This is a genomic window from Desulfovibrio gilichinskyi (assembly GCF_900177375.1).
In the GTDB taxonomy this organism is placed as follows: Bacteria; Desulfobacterota; Desulfovibrionia; order Desulfovibrionales; family Desulfovibrionaceae; genus Maridesulfovibrio; species Maridesulfovibrio gilichinskyi.
Genome location: NZ_FWZU01000005.1, coordinates 326,141 through 342,908 on the forward strand (window position 1 = coordinate 326,141; position 16,768 = coordinate 342,908).

At 41.2% G+C, this 16,768-nt stretch carries 16 protein-coding genes; 10 read left to right on the plus strand and 6 right to left on the minus strand.

The window, feature by feature from the left end; genetic code table 11:
• Positions 1-69 precede the first annotated feature (69 nt).
• The 5 genes from B9N78_RS15345 to B9N78_RS15365 all read left to right on the plus strand — a co-directional run bounded on the left by B9N78_RS15345 (position 70) and on the right by B9N78_RS15365 (position 5,719).
• Positions 70-489 (plus strand): hypothetical protein, encoded by a 420-nt coding sequence (locus B9N78_RS15345; protein WP_085103863.1) that lies wholly within the window; start codon positions 70-72, stop codon positions 487-489.
• Between the two features lie 419 nt (positions 490-908).
• Positions 909-2,714: a translation elongation factor 4 gene (lepA, locus tag B9N78_RS15350; protein ID WP_085104118.1), complete on the plus strand. Its 1,806-nt coding sequence runs from the start codon at positions 909-911 to the stop codon at positions 2,712-2,714.
• A gap of 65 nt (positions 2,715-2,779) precedes the next feature.
• Positions 2,780-3,382, plus strand: coding sequence for a signal peptidase I (lepB, locus tag B9N78_RS15355; RefSeq protein WP_085103865.1), 603 nt, complete (start codon positions 2,780-2,782; stop codon positions 3,380-3,382).
• A gap of 185 nt (positions 3,383-3,567) precedes the next feature.
• Positions 3,568-4,110, plus strand: a complete 543-nt coding sequence (locus tag B9N78_RS15360) for a bacteriohemerythrin (protein ID WP_085103867.1) — start codon at positions 3,568-3,570, stop codon at positions 4,108-4,110.
• Between the two features lie 82 nt (positions 4,111-4,192).
• The gene (locus tag B9N78_RS15365) at positions 4,193-5,719 is read left to right on the plus strand and encodes a YifB family Mg chelatase-like AAA ATPase (protein WP_085103869.1); all 1,527 of its coding nucleotides are present in this window, start codon (positions 4,193-4,195) and stop codon (positions 5,717-5,719) included.
• On the opposite strand, the gene B9N78_RS15370 is transcribed toward B9N78_RS15365, so the two are convergent.
• Entirely contained in the window at positions 5,688-6,494 is an 807-nt protein-coding gene (locus B9N78_RS15370) for a ParA family protein (protein WP_085103871.1), read from the minus strand. The two genes, B9N78_RS15365 and B9N78_RS15370, sit on opposite strands and share 32 nt — an antisense overlap.
• A gap of 258 nt (positions 6,495-6,752) precedes the next feature.
• On the opposite strand from B9N78_RS15370, the gene murI reads away from it, so the two are divergent.
• Both murI and B9N78_RS15380 read left to right on the plus strand, forming a co-directional pair.
• On the plus strand, positions 6,753-7,583 hold the full coding sequence (murI, locus tag B9N78_RS15375) for a glutamate racemase (protein ID WP_137982564.1): 831 nt from the start codon (positions 6,753-6,755) through the stop codon (positions 7,581-7,583).
• Between the two features lie 58 nt (positions 7,584-7,641).
• Positions 7,642-8,478: a substrate-binding periplasmic protein gene (locus tag B9N78_RS15380; RefSeq protein WP_085103875.1), complete on the plus strand. Its 837-nt coding sequence runs from the start codon at positions 7,642-7,644 to the stop codon at positions 8,476-8,478.
• Here B9N78_RS15380 and B9N78_RS15385 read toward each other — a convergent pair.
• The 4 genes from B9N78_RS15385 to B9N78_RS15400 form a co-directional block, all read right to left on the minus strand.
• Positions 8,468-9,076, minus strand: a complete 609-nt coding sequence (locus B9N78_RS15385; RefSeq protein ID WP_085103877.1) for a TetR/AcrR family transcriptional regulator — start codon at positions 9,074-9,076, stop codon at positions 8,468-8,470. The two genes, B9N78_RS15380 and B9N78_RS15385, sit on opposite strands and share 11 nt — an antisense overlap.
• Before the next feature lie 126 nt (positions 9,077-9,202).
• Positions 9,203-9,418, minus strand: a complete 216-nt coding sequence (locus tag B9N78_RS15390; RefSeq protein WP_245805572.1) for a DUF4911 domain-containing protein — start codon at positions 9,416-9,418, stop codon at positions 9,203-9,205.
• Positions 9,419-9,558: 140 nt separating this feature from the next.
• Positions 9,559-10,635 (minus strand): M24 family metallopeptidase, encoded by a 1,077-nt coding sequence (locus tag B9N78_RS15395; protein WP_085103881.1) that lies wholly within the window; start codon positions 10,633-10,635, stop codon positions 9,559-9,561.
• 4 nt (positions 10,636-10,639) lie between these two features.
• Entirely contained in the window at positions 10,640-11,992 is a 1,353-nt protein-coding gene (locus B9N78_RS15400; RefSeq protein WP_085103882.1) for a protoporphyrinogen/coproporphyrinogen oxidase, read from the minus strand.
• A gap of 282 nt (positions 11,993-12,274) precedes the next feature.
• On the opposite strand from B9N78_RS15400, the gene B9N78_RS15405 reads away from it, so the two are divergent.
• The 3 genes from B9N78_RS15405 (at position 12,275) to pstA (ending at position 15,579) form a co-directional block, all read left to right on the plus strand.
• The gene (locus B9N78_RS15405; RefSeq protein WP_085104120.1) at positions 12,275-13,099 is read left to right on the plus strand and encodes a PstS family phosphate ABC transporter substrate-binding protein; all 825 of its coding nucleotides are present in this window, start codon (positions 12,275-12,277) and stop codon (positions 13,097-13,099) included.
• A 631-nt stretch (positions 13,100-13,730) separates the two neighbouring features.
• Positions 13,731-14,591 (plus strand): phosphate ABC transporter permease subunit PstC, encoded by an 861-nt coding sequence (gene pstC / locus B9N78_RS15410; protein WP_245805577.1) that lies wholly within the window; start codon positions 13,731-13,733, stop codon positions 14,589-14,591.
• A gap of 37 nt (positions 14,592-14,628) precedes the next feature.
• Positions 14,629-15,579 (plus strand): phosphate ABC transporter permease PstA, encoded by a 951-nt coding sequence (gene pstA / locus B9N78_RS15415; RefSeq protein ID WP_425429862.1) that lies wholly within the window; start codon positions 14,629-14,631, stop codon positions 15,577-15,579.
• A 68-nt stretch (positions 15,580-15,647) separates the two neighbouring features.
• On the opposite strand, the gene mnmL is transcribed toward pstA, so the two are convergent.
• Positions 15,648-16,622: a tRNA modification radical SAM protein MnmL/YtqA gene (mnmL, locus tag B9N78_RS15420; protein WP_085103884.1), complete on the minus strand. Its 975-nt coding sequence runs from the start codon at positions 16,620-16,622 to the stop codon at positions 15,648-15,650.
• Between the last annotated feature and the right edge of the window lie 146 nt (positions 16,623-16,768).

A 16,768-nucleotide genomic window follows, 5' to 3' on the forward strand; every position in this document is an offset into this window, starting at 1 on the left:
ACGGGCTGCCTACGCAGGCAAGCTGTTGTTTTATGTTTTCGTGGATCGGTTTCTTTAGTGGAGAATTTTATGCGAATAGCAGCACAGTCCGTAAATTTATACGCAGAAAATGCCCAAAGATGGGCCGTGCAAACTGACGCCGTATCTGAAAATGTACAGGCACGTGTTAAAACGCGTAGTTTTGGACTGAATTTAGGGAAGCTGGGCGTAAGTTTCACTGCAAAGGACCTCGAATTTGAACCAAGCGAAGCACAAGTTGCATCGCAGGAGTTTCGGTCAAAATCATATCCCCGTACTCAGAGCGAAGAGAGCGACGTTCAAGATGTTGCTAAATATCTTATGCAAACTCAAACAGCTCTTTCCGAGGATCCTGTAACATACACTTCAAGCAATTCAGGGTATAAATTAAGTCGAGCTATTTCGGCTTATACGCAGCAGTCAGGTTCGCTGAACAGCTCGCAGCCCGGAAGAGCTCTGGGCAAAGTGTAATTCCTGAACGTAATAAACTATGGCCTGCAAAGGCTATGGTTTTGCTTATGAAAATGAGATTTAACGCGTCTTTTTCAGTTGAAGATTGCTAGCAGCTTATATCTGAAGTACTGTATGATTAGTACTTAATTTTTCTTTTAGTACTTTATTTTACCACTAATGTAATTTGATGGATCAATCAATTCTTTTTGTGAAAAAATATCTATCGAATTTATTCAGTTAAATCCATCTCTTTTTGGCTTATTTGTGAGCCTGCTTTATTCTCCCATTCTTTTGTTTGATTTGGGGTGGCATTACGTATTAGACAGTATGAAGCAAATACCGTAATAAGGTCTCGCTTTGGGCCATATCCGTGTGGCAAAATAACGTTAAATTTAAGGAGCCGGCAGTTCGGTAATATGAACGTCGACCGTTTTAATATGGTAAAAATATCAAATATAAGAAATTTCAGTATTATCGCTCACATCGATCACGGTAAATCAACTTTGGCGGACCGTATCCTTGAAATCACCGGTCTTGTCGGTGATCGCGATAAAAAAGCTCAATATCTTGATAAGATGGATCTTGAGCGTGAGCGTGGAATCACCATCAAAGCTCAGAGTGTCCGTATTCCTTATAAAGGTTCAAATGGTGAGGACTATATCCTTAACCTGATTGATACTCCCGGGCATGTTGACTTCAGTTATGAAGTTTCGCGTAGTCTTGCCGCTTCTGACGGTGCTTTGCTGGTTGTTGATGCAACGCAGGGCGTTGAGGCACAGACTCTTGCCAACGTGTATCTCGCTCTTGATCATGACCTTGAAATTATTCCTGTTTTAAATAAAGTTGATCTGGCCAGTGCTGATGTTGACAGGGTTGCCGGTGAAATTGAAGAAATTATCGGTCTGGATTGCTCAGATCCTCTCATGATAAGCGCGAAAACAGGTCTTAATGTGGATAAAGTCCTTGAATCAATTGTAACGAATCTTCCCGCTCCGACAGGATCTCCGAATAAACCGCTTAAGGCTCTGATTTTTGATTCATGGTACGACTCATATCAGGGCGTAGTTGTTCTTTTCCGTATTTTGGATGGAACAATTAAAAAGGGCGACAAAATTCAGATCTTTTCTTCCAAGTTGATTTTTGATGTCACCTCTTTAGGCGTTTATTCCCCGGAAGCTCTCAGCGTTAAAAGCCTCAGTGTCGGAGAGGTCGGTTTTCTGTGCGCCAGCATGAAGGAGCTAAATGATGCTCCTGTAGGGGATACTATTACGCTGGCTTCTGATCCTGTTAAAGAGCCTTTCCCGGGTTTTCAGGAAGTTAAGGCCATGGTTTTTTGTGGATTATATCCGGTTGAACCTGCCGAATATGAGCCGCTTAAAAGTGCACTTGAAAAATTGCAGCTTAATGATACTGCTTTTTCATATGAAGCTGAGTCCTCCACCGCTTTGGGGTTTGGTTTCCGGTGCGGTTTCCTCGGCCTTTTGCATATGGAAATTATTCAGGAACGGCTGGAGCGTGAATTTCAGGCTAAGCTGATTGCAACTGCTCCTTCGGTTATTTATCAGGCAAAGCTCATGAACGGTACTGTTCTTGAAATTGATAACCCCAGTAAAATGCCTGACGCAACGGAGCTGGAATCTCTTTCTGAGCCTTATTGCCGGCTGGAAATTCATGTCCCGAATGAGTATGTCGGAGCCGTTCTTAAGCTTTGTGAAGAAAAACGCGGTCTTCAGAAGGATATGCGCTATCTTTCTTCATCAAGAGTTATTATTACTTACGAAGTTCCTTTCGCGGAAATTATGTATGACTTCTTTGATAAATTGAAGTCTCACACGAAAGGTTATGCCTCACTTGATTATGAAATTATTGATTATCGTGTCTCGAATCTTGTTAAACTTGACATTTTGATTAACACTGAACCGGTTGATGCCTTTTCAGTGATTGTTCATAAAGATTCGGCATATGCACATGGTAGAAGTCTTGCTTTGAAGCTCAAAAGAGCTATTCCGCGTCAGATGTTTGAAGTTGTAATTCAGGCTGCAATAGCCAGAAAAATTATTGCGAAAGAACGAGTTGCCCCGTTTAGGAAAAACGTTATTGCCAAGTGTTACGGCGGAGATATTTCCCGTAAACGCAAGCTTCTGGAAAAACAGAAGGAAGGTAAGAAGCGTATGAAGAAAATGGGGAATATTGAAATTCCGCAGGAAGCTTTCCTTGTAGTACTAAAAGCCGGAGACGAATAGGTCACGGTTTTAAAAAACGATATTTCCAAGGGGTCTTCCTTTGGAATTTTATAAGGACGAACAGAATGAATCCCAGATGGCAGAGTACCGTTAAAGAGTATATTGAGGCCCTTTTTATTGCCCTTTTATTGGCCCTTTTTATAAGAACTTTTATAGTTCAGGCCTTTAAAATACCTTCCGGTTCCATGTTGCAGACTCTTCAGATCGGAGATCATCTTCTGGTAAACAAGTTTACTTATGGAGTTAAAGTTCCGTTCACTTCAAAGGTTTTGATCAAGATGGGAGATCCTGAATATAAAGATATTATTGTATTCAGATATCCTGGTGATCCCAGCAAAGATTATATTAAAAGAGTAATCGGTGTTCCGGGTGATACTGTTGAAATTAAAAATAAGAAAGTTTTTGTGAACGGTAATGAACTGATTGAGCCGTATACACAGTTTATAGATAAGGATCATATTTCTGCGCTTAGAGATAATATGCCTCCACGCCATATTCCTGAGGGTGAATATTTTGTAATGGGCGACAATAGAGATGGTTCAAATGATTCAAGATTCTGGGGTAATGTTCCTCGTGATAATATTCTGGGCAAGGCATGGATTTTATACTGGTCGTGGGGCGGACCTAATACCGTGCGCTGGGATCGAATAGGACTCATTCTCCACTAAAAATGAGTTTGTAATTATTTCGAATCAGTTTTTTATTTTATGTCTATTATATAGAGTCCGGCTTTTGCCGGGCTCTTTTTTTTAAATGAAAATTAGGTTGCCATGTTTCTTTAAGTCCGCCATATTCTATAAAGTTAGAACAAAATATTTAGTGTATATGACTATTTATAATCAGGAAGTTTTTAATGGCTAAAATAGAGTGGAATGAATCGCTAAGTCTTGGCGTTGCGGAATTAGATAAACACCATAAAGATATTTTGCTCATAATGAGTTTGTTCTTAGATGCTTTGCAGCGTGGGCAGGATGAAGATGCCATTTCTACAATACTTTCAAAGTTAAAGGAGTACACTCTTTTTCATTTTTCGGCTGAGGAAGCTTTTATGGAAAAAATTGAATATCCTTATATCAAGCCCCATAGGGCCAAGCATGTTGAACTTAAGAATAAAGTTAACTCGTTTCAATATGCTCGTTTTCGGCACGAAAATTTGACACCTGAAGATTATAAAGAATTAATATCAAACTGGTTGATTGAACATATCCTCCAGTATGATTTTAAGATTGTTAAATATTTGCAGGAAAACAAGAATGTTCCTGAGAATTTTAAAGATAAGGTTAAAGCTGACTGGAAGAAGGTTAAGGCCAAGACTGGACAGAATGAAACTGATGAAAAGGCTGAGCCGGAAGTTGAGCCGGATTCTAGAGTAAAGGATGAAAAAGAAGAATCTTGATTTTTGTAATTAATGGTAGTTCTTTACATTATAACAGAGAATATATAACTCATTTGGGGACTTGTAATTAAAGGAGTTCCCGTTGATATCCAAAGTTGCCTGCGCTGCCCTGATGGGCATTGATGCATTTAAAGTTGATCTTGAAGTCGATCTTGCCAGACAGGGAATGCCTGCCTTCACCATGGTCGGCCTTGCCGAAGGAGCTGTTAAAGAAAGTAAAGAGCGCGTTTTTTCGGCTCTTAAGAACAGCGGGTATCGTCTTCCTCCCTCACGAATTACTGTAAACTTAGCACCTGCTGATATTCGAAAAGCAGGTTCGGCATATGATTTGCCTTTAGCCGTAGCCTTGCTCGGTGCTGCCGGAATTATTGATCAGAATCTTCTTGAAGGGTGGTTTTTGGCAGGTGAACTTTCATTGGCCGGTGAAGTCAAACCTGTACACGGTGTTTTATCTTTAGCTTTGGAAGCACGCAAAAAAGGGGCAAAAGGGCTTATTGTCGGGATTTCTAATGCTCACGAAGCGGCAGTTGTGGAAGGGCTTGATGTTTACGGAATTTCATCTCTTTCTCATCTGGTAAAATTTTTGCTGAGTGAAGAAACGTTAGAACCCACAGTTGTTGATACGAAAAAACTGTGGGCCGGACGCCAGGACTTCGGGCTTGATTTTGCAGAAGTGAAAGGACAGGAGCATGCTAAACGGGCAATTGAAATCGGCGCAGCAGGTAATCATAATATACTTTTCATAGGTCCCCCCGGCAGCGGTAAAACTATGCTTGCCAAAAGGATTCCTACAGTTCTTCCCCCACTTGTTTTTGAAGAAGCTCTTGAAGTTACTAAAATCTACAGCGTATCCGGGCAGCTTGATCGTGATAAAGCGTTGATAGTTATTCGTCCATTTAGATCACCGCATCATACAATTTCAGATGCCGGGATGATTGGCGGCGGAGCGTACCCTAAACCTGGTGAAGTTTCGCTTGCGCACCGTGGTGTGCTCTTTTTAGATGAACTCCCTGAGTTTAAGAAAAATGTGCTCGAAGTGCTCCGTCAGCCGCTTGAAGGCGGAGAAGTAACTATTTCCCGCGCGGCAATGTCTTTATCATATCCGGCAGATTTTATGCTTGTGGCAGCTATGAATCCGTGCCCTTGCGGGTATTATACAGACGAAAGACATGCGTGCACCTGTACTCCAGTTGCAGTGCAAAGGTATGCATCTCGTTTGTCAGGGCCTTTGTTGGACCGCATTGATCTACAAATAGAAGTTCCGGCTGTTGATTACAAAGATCTGCGCGGAAATAAGGGGCTTGATTCTGCCACAATGCGTGGAAACATCGAAAGAGTCAGGGCCATTCAGGCAGAAAGATACAAGGATCTAAGTATATTGACTAATAGCGAACTTTCAGGCTCATCCCTTGAGAAGTTCTGTAAATTGACGGAAGCTGAACATGTTTTTCTTGAACAGGCAGTGCGAAGTCTGGGGCTTTCAGCAAGAGCATATACTCGCATACTGAGAATTGCGCGCACTATAGCCGACCTTGGCGAAGAGGAAACAATTAAAGTTCCTCATCTTGCAGAGGCAATCAATTATCGGAGCATGGATAGGCAGAAATAGACGGTTTTCTATCTTGAATCGGCTTTATCAGATTAGTTCTCCGTTCAATTTCCGTCCAAAGTGCTAGGTAAGATTTGGCCGCATCTGATTCAGGATCAAAGGCATGAATCGGTGCTCGTTCTATCCCCATCCTTTCGATATTTGCGCGCATGGGTATCATTACATCACAGAATTGACCCGGATATTGTTTTTTGTGCTTGAGTACAAGTGAGCGATGGACACTCTTGCGCCTATCAAACATATTAAAGAAAGGAATTATTTCTGCCTTGGATTCCTCCATTCCAGCCATGTATTCGCGAACTTTAATAAATGTCTGCTCAGAAAGAACTGCCGGAATCATAGGCATAATAATGTAATCGGATGTTGCAAAAACAGCATCTGACAGAGAAGAAATGCTCGGCGGGCAATCAAAAATAAAAACATCAAAACTATCTTTTAAAGAATCAAGAATCTTATTGATGTTTTTTTTAGCTTTTTTACTGTCATCCAGCACAATATCCATGTTGCGGTATTCAAAGCCGGCTGGAATAACATTTAAATTCTTATACGGAGATGGTTCAATTAAAGTTTGAATAAGTTTCTGGTCTTTTATTATTTTTTTTAATTTGGTTTTTTGCAGAAGATCCACTCCGAGATGAAACGAGGCGGCTCCTTGTGGGTCAAGATCCCATACAAGAGTTCTGTAACCATTTCGCGCACTTAAATAAGCTATATTTACCGCGGTGGTTGTTTTTCCTACTCCGCCTTTCATGTTGTAGCACGCAAGTGTTTTCATAAAGTCATCCCATTTTTACCAAATTTATAATTGTTAATTTCAAAGCGTATGTTATCAGCAAAATAATTAAGTTACATTGCAGTAGCAAAATTGTGACATTTTTGATTCAGATATTCGTCTTAAGATTTAATGTTATTTGATAATACCCAAAAGAGCCAAATATTTACTTTACTAACAGCATATGGCTGGACTACTCAGTGCTCGGCTATTTGTGAATGTAACTATCGAGCAATATAAATACGAGCAGGGGTTATAAAGTTGTCTGTTAATAAATGTGACCAGCCTATAGGTGTTTTTGATTCAGGAGTTGGAGGGCTGACAGTTCTGCGTGCTTTGCAAGACTTATTGCCTCATGAAAATTTTTTATATTTAGGAGATACAGCCCGAGTTCCTTATGGAACTAAAAGTGCTGAGTCTGTAATTAAATACGCTTTGCAGGCCGGAGGCGCGCTGGTCAGGGAAGGGATAAAGATGCTGGTGGTTGCATGCAATACTGCCTCAGCTGTCTCTATTGACAGCCTTGCGGCAGCGTACGGTCCGCTTCCTGTCGTAGGAGTTGTAAAACCCGGAGCCGAGGCCGCCTGTCTGGCTAGTAAGAGTGGTAAAATAGCCGTTATAGCAACGGAAAGTACGGTAAAGGGCGGTGCTTACCAGCGAACTATTTGCAGTATGCATCCTGATGCAAAAATAATTGCTCAGGCGTGTCCTTTATTTGTAGGTTTGGCGGAAGAAGGATGGACAGAAGGTGAAATCGTTGAAGCCATTGCTGCACGTTATTTGAAACCGCTGTTTGCACAATTCGGAGAAGAGGGACCTGATACACTTGTTCTCGGTTGTACACATTTTCCGGTCCTGCGCGGTGCTATTGCAAAGGTTGCAGGTGATAAAATTACGCTTGTAGATTCGGCAGAAACAACAGCTAAAACTGTTAAATGTATTCTTGCTGAATCAAATTTGAACAATGATTCTAATGTCTCAGGTGAAATTTCGTTTATGGCTACTGATTCTGCTGAAAGATTTGCTGCCGTTGGCAGTGCTTTTTTAGGCAGGCCTATTAATCCTAAAAATGTCAGGTGCATAGATTTATGATGTTTGTGCTGAACTAGTTTTTTTAAGGATCTTTTGCACTATTTGTTACGGGTATATTATGAAGAGTTTTTTAATTTCACTGCTAGCAATGCTTATTTTTTGTTGCGCGAATGTTTCTTTTGCTCAAGATAAACTTATTTTTGCCTCAGGATCTCCAATGGATTCATATCAATCCATGATAACTTATCCTTTATTGAAAGAAGCATGTAAGCGTAACGGAATTAATCTTGAGGTGAAAAGTTATCCAAGTCCCCGAGCTTTGCTGATGTCTAATTCTGGAGCTTTGGATGGTGAACTTCATCGCGTCTATGAATTTCATGAAGTCAGCAATGGTAAGTACCCGAATCTTGTAAGAATTGAATGTCAGCTTTTATCTTCATATGTGGCTGTTTTTTCGAAGGATCATAATATTAAAATTTCAAGTTGCGCTGATCTTAAAGACGCAACTGTTGGGTATCGGGCAGGAAGGCAAAATATTAAAAAGCAATTAAGTGAGACTTTGCCGGAAAGTCATATTTTTTCGCAAACGTCTGAGTTAAGTTTGTTTAGAATGGTCGGAAAAGGGCTTCTTGATTACGTTATTTCTGAAAGCATAGAAGGGAAGAAGTTTTTATATTTATACCCGGAACTTAAAACCATAAAAGAAGTTGGCAGGCTGAGTGAAATGAAAATTTATGCTTACATAAATAAAAAATATTCTCAGCTTGCTCCTAAAATTGCCGCGACTCTTAACGAGATGAAGCGTGATGGTACTTTTAAGTCAATAGTGATAGAAGCACGTAACTCATATTGTATGAAAAAAAATTGCACAACTCACGTTTGTGAGGAAAAGTGGCCCGCTCTTGATCAGCATAAGGCGTTGACCTCTGTGAATGCAGGGCAAGTCAGTCAGTAGGCTTAAATAAATACCATGTGCACATTTTAACCAGTTCACTGAGCATAGGTTCTGCGGTTTCTTCCAGTTTTTCAATATAGCAGCGGTGCATAGTTTCTTCTATTGCGCCGGCAACAAGTTTTGCCGCAGTGGTTGTATTCTTCACTGTGATTCTGCTTCCACATTTTTTAAGTATAGCTTCAATTCCATCTTGAAATGATTCTGTAATCCGCTTGTCCAGCTTAGCCATTTCAGGTTCACGGTTTTTTAAGGCTAACATTTCTCTATGCAGTTCTGTTGACAGCATATGTGCCTGTTTTGCCGAATTTACCAGAAACTCAATGATGGTAGTACTATCTTTAGATATCGGGGCTTCATCTGCAATATTTTCGTATATTCCTTTGATTATACTGTTTCCGTAAGCCTGTGAAACTTCAATTAAAAGATCTTTTTTATCTTCAAAGTATCCATAAAAAGAACCCACCGATACTCCTGCTTTTTCGGCGATTTCGCTTATGTTTGTTTTATGGAAGCCTTTGTCCGAGAATAATTTCATCCCCGCAACAATTAGTTTACGCTTCTTGTCTTTGCTTCGGCGTTGTACTGGGGCTCTCGGCATTGCTCTCTCCTTTGGATGATTATTTATAATTTATATGAATAAAAGTTCATATTCATATTGTCAATAAATATGAATTAATATTCATATTTAAAATTAATGTTTAGTGGAGAGAGATAAAGCTATGTATTATGCTGGAATAGAAGGGTTAGGAAGAATCTTAATCTCGATCTCTTCTTTAAGTCCGTCCAGAAATTCAAAGAATTCTCGTTCTTGATGAGCACTATAGCGGAGCATAAGGACTCCTTTGAATCTGTCAGCCACCGTGAAAAGAGCGAGGTTATCCATAGCTTCCAGAAAAAATCTGAAGAAAGCAATATCAGCTGGAGCTATCTGAATATACATGCGGCTTGAACACTTGGGTGGTGCCGGTAGTGGGCGCGGGCGTGGTTTTCTATTATTGCGGGCCATATTTTAAGAATTTGATATTTAACAGGTTTTTAAAAAATAAATAAAGCAGGATTCCGAAGAACCCTGCTGATTAGTTAGAAAACTTTGTGACTGTCTTCTGTGATCAGAACCATGTGTTCCCAGCGGATACCGCCCCAATCGGCGTAGTAGAGTCCGGGTTCGATGGTAATGACCATACCGGGTTTAAGTTCGCCTTTTGCGATGGGACTTAAGCTCGGCTGCTCATGTGTTTCAAGTCCTACACCATGTCCGAGAGAGTGTGTGAAATATTTTTCAACGCCGTATTTTTCAAAAACAGCTTTTGCTGTGTGGTACGCATGCTGAATAGGAAGGCCCGGTCGCAGAATATCAATTGCGGCCTGTTGCGCTTCCTGCACCTGACTAAGCACAGTCAGAAATCTTTCAGAAGGCTTATCGCCTATAAAAAAAGTTCTGGTCTGGTCGGAACAGTAGTCACCGAGTCGGCAGCCCATATCAATGAGAATAAGTTCTCCTTCGCGCAATTTTGTCTCACCGGGAATTGCGTGGGGGAGAGCTGCATTCGGGCCTACTCCGACAATGGTGGAGAAAGACAGTCCCGAAGCGCCGTTGTTTCTGAAAAGCTGCTCAATTTCCCAGGCTATTTCTGCTTCAGTACGCCCTTCTTGAAGCTTCGGCTGGATGAGTTCGTATACTTTATGATTAAGAGCACACGATTCTTCCATCAATCTGATTTCTTCTTCATCTTTAATCAGGCGCAAATCTTCGACAAGTCCTGAAACAGCTTTAAGCTTACAAAGATCATTTAGCTTTTCATATTCGAAGAGATTAATAGATTTGGGGTCATAGCCCAGATCGGAAATAGAATTTGCTTTAAAAAAATCTTTAAGTGCATCAAATTTGTTTCCGGAATAAATAAAAACATTTTCTTCGTTCCAGATTCTAAGAGCTGCGTCTAAGTATCTGGGGTCAGTCAAAAGAAAATCTTTCCCGTCAGGGCATATTATGATCCATCCTGCTGTTTCATTGCACTGAGGATCATGAAGTTCAAATCCACTGAGATAATAACGGTTTGCAGCAAAATTTACCAATAAAGGAGGAAGTCCGCGATCATTAAGACGTTTGCGAACATTTTCCCGCCTTTTTTCATAAGTGGCGGCAGATATGGTCATGTGATTAACTTATCCTGTAAGTGGTTTCGGGCTGTCCGGTAATCATTCTCTCAGCCCATTCTACGCCCTGCATCACTGAGTGATCCATGTTTGAAACTTCGTATTTCCAGCCTCCGAAGCGGCCGCGGGAGTAAATATCCATGGATTCAAGTGCAGGCTGTAGAATCTTTAACGCTTCATCGCGTTGCAGGCAAGGTATGGGATAGCCGTAATTCACATTTATTGACCATCTGGAAATAATATTTTTTCTGTCCTCGTCATCGATCATAGCAGTCGTGACGAGACCTTCTTCTACGTCATCAACTACCTTATTCTGATCAACAAATTTATGTTCAGAATAGGAAACTTCGCACATTAAAGCACGTCCCTGTCCGGGAACAGGCGTGTTGTTCGGTGAATAGTTGTGAAAATTTGTAACACGGTAAAAAGGACTGTTGTCATCAGGAAAATACATCCAGCAGCGGGAATCTTTTTTAGAAGTTGATATGCCGATACCGACAACTATTACGCCGTTATGTTTCAGCATGTCTGCGGCGTTTATAAGTGTTTCAGGTGACTTTTCGAGCCATTTCGTAACTAAAATATCTAGAGGAGCTGTGCTTAACAGAAATTCATATTCAAATGTATTACCCAATGAATCCGTGATGATTTTATTCTTTTGATCAACAGAAACAACGCTTGTGTTATATAAAATATGATTACTGAGAGTTTCAGCAAGGTTACGATATATAGATCCTGTTCCGCCTTTTAAAGGGAATCTGAATGTGTTGTTCGGCCCCCATGAAAGCTGGTCGCGCTCCAGAAGGATATTTTTTATGACGGTTTTAAGGTCAATAACGCTCACTCTTTCACCTATCCATGAAAATGACATCATTTCCGGGTAGGTTGCCCATACTTTAAAATTATAAGGCAGCATAAAATGGTCGGCGATGCCTTTGCCGAAGGTGTTGATAATCCATTCAAAAAAGTTGGCAGGCTCTTCTTCTGACCGCTCTCCGGGGAGAAGTCCGCGAACGCATTCCCATTTTTTTTGGTTAGGTAAGTATCTAATATTATTTTGAAAAGGATAAGGAACCCATACTTTGCCGGATTTTACCCAAGACTCACGTTGATGTTCCAAATATTCATCTACGAGGATTTCCACTAAAAGATTATCATAATATTCATAATGTGAGAAAACTACATGCCCGCCGATATCCCATGTGAAACCTTTTTCATCGGTAAAACTGGAAGCAAGCCCACCCGCATAGGAATTTTTTTCCAGTACAATGAATGATTTTTCACCAAGTTCGTTCAGTCTTCTAGCTGCGCCAAGGCCCGTTGGACCCGCGCCGATTATGGCATATTTGATCTTCACAGAAATTACTCCGGCTTTTGGAATTAATAATTAGTGAAAATATAGCAATGAGTATGCCAGCCTCAGAAAAGACTTTTAAATATGCCGTGAGTCTATGTTTACGAGATTGAGCAGAATGTGAAGTCCTCATAAAATCGATAAATGAAGATAAATTCCTCTGTCACGTACCTTTCTCTTGGCCGTAACAGGTTTGTAACTAAGTTCAGATAGACCCTATTTCAACAACAAAAAACGGACACGGTGAAACTGCGTCTGCAAAAATCCAAATTCAGAGGGAAAAAAATGAAATCTAGAATTATCGCCTTAGTTGCAATCATGGTTATGGCGTTTACAGGATCTGCTTTTGCAGGATCTCTTCAGGTTAAAGGATCTACTACTGTTCTTCCTTTAATGCAGAAATGTGCAGAAACATTTATGGCTGCAAATCCCAGCGTCTCCATCTCCATTTCCGGTGGCGGATCAAGTAACGGTGCAAAAGCTCTTATCGACGGAACAACTGATATCGCAATGATGTCCCGTGACATGAAAGCTGCTGAAATTCAGACCGCTACCGACAACGGTCGTAAACCTGAACAGTTTATTGTTGCTCTTGACTGCATCGTTCCTGTTGTAAACCCTGCTAACTCAGTATCTGCTCTTACTATCGCACAACTCAAAGATATTTACACAGGTAAAGTATCTAACTGGAAAGAACTAGGCGGAGCTGATGAACCTATTGTTGTAATTTCCCGTGACACTTCTTCCGGTACCTATGATTGCTGGAAAGATAAAATCATGCACTCCGGTGGCGATAAAAGCCGTGTATTCCCAGGTGCTCTTCTTCAGGCTTCAAACGGAGCTGTTGCACAGGCTGTTTCTAAAAACAAAAAAGCAATCGGATACGTAGGTCTCGCTTATCTTAATAAAGAACTCAAAGGTGTTTCTGTAAACGGTGTTGAGCCTTCTGTTAAAACCGCAAAAGATAAAACTTATCCAATCGCTCGCGGTCTCAATCTTTACACTCCCGGTACTCCTTCCGGTGAAGCTAAGGCTCTTATCGATTACATGATGAGCCCTGCCGGTCAGAAACAGGCTGCTGAAGTCGGATTCATTCCAGTAACCAAATAGTACGTCAGTTAATTAGGACTTTATTAAATCCAAAACAATTCTCCGGGAGGTTTCTGCTCCCGGAGAATTTTCAGTCTAAAATTAAAATGGCGTAACTTTTACAAAGTTTAAAATTTTTATCAGGGGAATAGTCGTGATAACGTCCCGATCCATCTGTTTCTTATTAATAATTCTTGCGGTTATGAGCGGGGCATATGCCTACAAACTCTCCAGCTCTACCGACGCAGAACAGATTTTTATTTCTTCCACTGAGAAAGTGGCTAAACGGGGAGACTATTCTATGAGCTCTGCCGGAGCTCTCAAGAAAGTCATGATGTTGTCTACTCATGAAGTTGCAGAAACAACAGAAAGTTCAAATCTGTCTAAAGCTGAAAAAGAAGCCAGAGTTGATAATCTTAATTCTGAAATAAATAAAATTTATGCATATGTTCGTACCGATCGTGCTTTCATGGATAAAAGCAAGGATGGCACGAACGCGGAACTGCTTACAATAATAAAGCAAAGTGCTGAGAATATGATCACTGCAAGAGGTAAAGGGTGGTATATTCTGAGTTCTATTCTCGGTTTTATCGGCATTATCCTCTTCATCCTGAAAGCTTTAAATCTAAGCAGAAGGTCTACCGAGCGTTTAATCCATTCATTTTTCCTTGTCACAGCATTCACATCAATATTGGTCCTGTTTTTAATTATGATGTTCTTATTTATAGAAGGGCTTCCTACTTTTAACTTCGTTTCTGTGAAAGACTTCATTTTCGGATTTGAATGGTATCCGACAGACGACCCTGCTGCATTTGGAATCTGGCCGCTTATTGTGGGCTCAGGAGCGGTCACACTGCTGTCTTCAATGATTGCAATACCGCTGGGTGTAATGACTGCTATTTATCTTGCTGAGATTGCTCCTGCAAAGATTCGCAACATTGTTAAGCCTGCTGTTGAGATGCTCGCAGCTCTTCCCTCTGTTGTAATCGGTTTCTTCGGAATGGTTGTCGTCGCTCCTTTTTTACAGTCTTTCTTTGATATTTCTGTAGGTCTGAACCTTTTCAATGCCTCCGTAATGCTGGCTTTTATGGCTGTGCCGACGATCACAAGTCTTTCTGAGGATGCGCTTTATTCAGTTCCACCGGAACTTAAAGAAGCTTCTCTTGCTCTGGGAGCTACGCATTGGCAGAGCATTTATAAGGTAATGGTTCCTGCTTCCTTGTCCGGTATTTCTACAGGAATTATTTTGGGGATGGCCCGTTCAATCGGCGAAACTATGGTTGTCCTGATGGTTGCAGGCGGAGCCGGAATGTTACCGCATTCAATCTTTGATCCTGTACGGCCAATGCCTGCATCCATTGCCGCTGAAATGGGCGAAGCTCCTTTCCATAGTGAACATTACCACGCACTTTTTGCTATAGGCATGGTGTTGTTCTTATTCACAATGGTTTTCAACTTAATTGCCGACTATGTGGCTCACAAATACAAGCAAGTCGGTTCAGCCACTCTTTAGTGGAAGTTGTCTGAAAATTAAATAAAGAGGAATGATAATGAATAATTCCGCTGAAACTTTAGAGCAGGTCGATTCAATGTTCAGTAATGAGTCTGTAGCAGGTGAAAATATGCTTAAACCCGGTCACGGTAATTACTCTCTGCGAGAAAAAGTACAGAAGTTTGTTTTCTTGCTGTTTAAAGGAGCCGCTGCAATTAACGGGCTGGCTTTGCTTATTATATGCGGCTTTGTTTTATATTACGGGTTACCGGCTATGAGCTGGGAGTTTTTGACTGAAAGTCCGCGAAATTCCATGACTGAAGGTGGGATATTTCCATGTATCGTAGGTACAATTATTCTCAGCTACGGTGCGTTGATGATTGCTCTGCCATGGGGAATTGCAACTGCAATTTATCTGAATGAATATGCAACCTCAGCAAAACTGGTGCGTGTTCTCAGACTCGGAATCAACAACCTTGCCGGAGTTCCTTCAGTTGTCTTCGGGCTTTTCGGACTGTCACTTTTTGTAACAGTGATGGGAATGGGCGTAAGTATTCTGGCTGGAGTATGTACACTCGGAGCGTTGGCTCTTCCGCTTGTCATCGGTGCTTCAGAGGAAGCTCTCCGTTCTGTTCCGCAAACTTACAGAGAGGCCTCACTCGGGCTTGGCGCGACTAAATGGCAGACCATCTACAGGGTTGTTCTTCCAGCTGCTTTGCCCGGAATGCTCACAGGAGCAATATTGACTCTTTCACGCGCGGCCGGGGAAACTGCAGCTATCATGTTTACAGCGGCAGTCTTTTTTACGCCTGAAATGCCTAAGACCATTTTTGACGACGTAATGGCCCTGCCTTATCATATATATGTACTGGCTACCGCTGGAACAGAAATCGAGAAGACAAGACATATCCAGTACGGTACATCGCTTGTTCTTATTGCCTTAGTTCTCGGTATGAATCTTCTGGCTATTTATATCAGAGCTAAAATGCAGAAAAAACTTTCCAGATAATTTTCTATCCTCTACTTGTCCTCGCTTGAAGGCCCGTATCAAATCTGTTTTGATGCGGGCTTTCCAGTTTATATTTTCTTTTTCCTGCCGGGGGGAAGATGGTCAGGACCAAACCATTCAGGCGGAGCCGCCGGGCCGTCGTCTCTTGCACACCCCTGCCAGAGATCATTATTTTCGAACATCATATCAATAGCATTTTGAACATTTCTTTTGTGCTCAATCCAGTCCGGAGCAATCAGTTCCCCCGGCGTCGGGTCGGCATTAAGTCTGTGGATTACAATGTCAGGGCGCAAAATCGAAACAGCTTTTTCAAGCATCCCGATGTAATCTTCCATGGAAAAAGGCGTAAATTCGCCACGCTCAAACATTTTTTGCAACGGAGTGTTGCGGCTTATATATAAGTTGTGGAATTTAATACCTGAAATAGGCAGATCATTTATAAATTCCACCGAGGCGAGGAAATCTTTCTCCGTTTCTCCGGGCAAACCTGCGATAACGTGTGCGCAGACTTCTATTCCATATGAATCAGCAAGCAGCACTGCGTCGGCAAAACATTTCGCATCATGCCCTCTGTTGATCAACTTTAATGTGTTTTCATTTGAACTTTGAAGTCCCAGCTCAATCCAAGTTTCTTTCAGATTAAGATTTTTTATTAATTTAAGCTTTTCAGCATCAAGGCAGTCTGGTCTGGTGCCGATGCATATGCCTATAAGGCCCGGAAGATCATGGAGCTGGTCAAAAGAATTTTTGATTTGTTCTAAGGTTCCATAAGTGTTGGAATAGGATTGCAGGTAGGCCAAAAATAATTTTGCATGATAAAGCCTTGTAAATTTTTTTGTCCAGAAATTCCACTGTTCTGAAATGGTGGATGACTGTGAATGCATGCCTGAACCTGATCCCAAAGGGTTACAGAAAATGCATCCTTCTGAGGAAATTTTACCATCACGGTTGGGGCATGAAAACCCGAAATCCAATGGTACTTTTTGAACACGTTTTCCGAAGTTTTGCCTTAAGCGTGCAGCCAGTCCGTAAAACCGATGCATAATAACTCCTTTTATTTCAGACCGATAAAGTATGTTAAGTCACGGTTAATAATAGTAAAATTTACAATATGTTAACAGTTTTGATGAGCAGTTGTCGTAATTGGTGTAATATGTTGCCTGTAGCAATTTCTTCTGCTAGTTAATAC

Excerpts from the sequence above, each read along its gene's own strand:
- B9N78_RS15405 (WP_085104120.1), top strand. The coding sequence starts at position 12,275 with ATGAAATCTAGAATTATCGCCTTAGTTGCAATCATGGTTATGGCGTTT.
- B9N78_RS15370 (WP_085103871.1), bottom strand. The coding sequence starts at position 6,494 with ATGAAAACACTTGCGTGCTACAACATGAAAGGCGGAGTAGGAAAAACA.
- B9N78_RS15385 (WP_085103877.1), bottom strand. The coding sequence starts at position 9,076 with ATGCCGAGAGCCCCAGTACAACGCCGAAGCAAAGACAAGAAGCGTAAA.
- B9N78_RS15390 (WP_245805572.1), bottom strand. The coding sequence starts at position 9,418 with ATGTATATTCAGATAGCTCCAGCTGATATTGCTTTCTTCAGATTTTTT.
- B9N78_RS15345 (WP_085103863.1), top strand. The coding sequence starts at position 70 with ATGCGAATAGCAGCACAGTCCGTAAATTTATACGCAGAAAATGCCCAA.
- lepA (WP_085104118.1), top strand. The coding sequence starts at position 909 with ATGGTAAAAATATCAAATATAAGAAATTTCAGTATTATCGCTCACATC.
- B9N78_RS15395 (WP_085103881.1), bottom strand. The coding sequence starts at position 10,635 with ATGACCATATCTGCCGCCACTTATGAAAAAAGGCGGGAAAATGTTCGC.
- pstA (WP_425429862.1), top strand. The coding sequence starts at position 14,629 with ATGAATAATTCCGCTGAAACTTTAGAGCAGGTCGATTCAATGTTCAGT.
- B9N78_RS15380 (WP_085103875.1), top strand. The coding sequence starts at position 7,642 with ATGAAGAGTTTTTTAATTTCACTGCTAGCAATGCTTATTTTTTGTTGC.
- B9N78_RS15360 (WP_085103867.1), top strand. The coding sequence starts at position 3,568 with ATGGCTAAAATAGAGTGGAATGAATCGCTAAGTCTTGGCGTTGCGGAA.
- mnmL (WP_085103884.1), bottom strand. The coding sequence starts at position 16,622 with ATGCATCGGTTTTACGGACTGGCTGCACGCTTAAGGCAAAACTTCGGA.
- lepB (WP_085103865.1), top strand. The coding sequence starts at position 2,780 with ATGAATCCCAGATGGCAGAGTACCGTTAAAGAGTATATTGAGGCCCTT.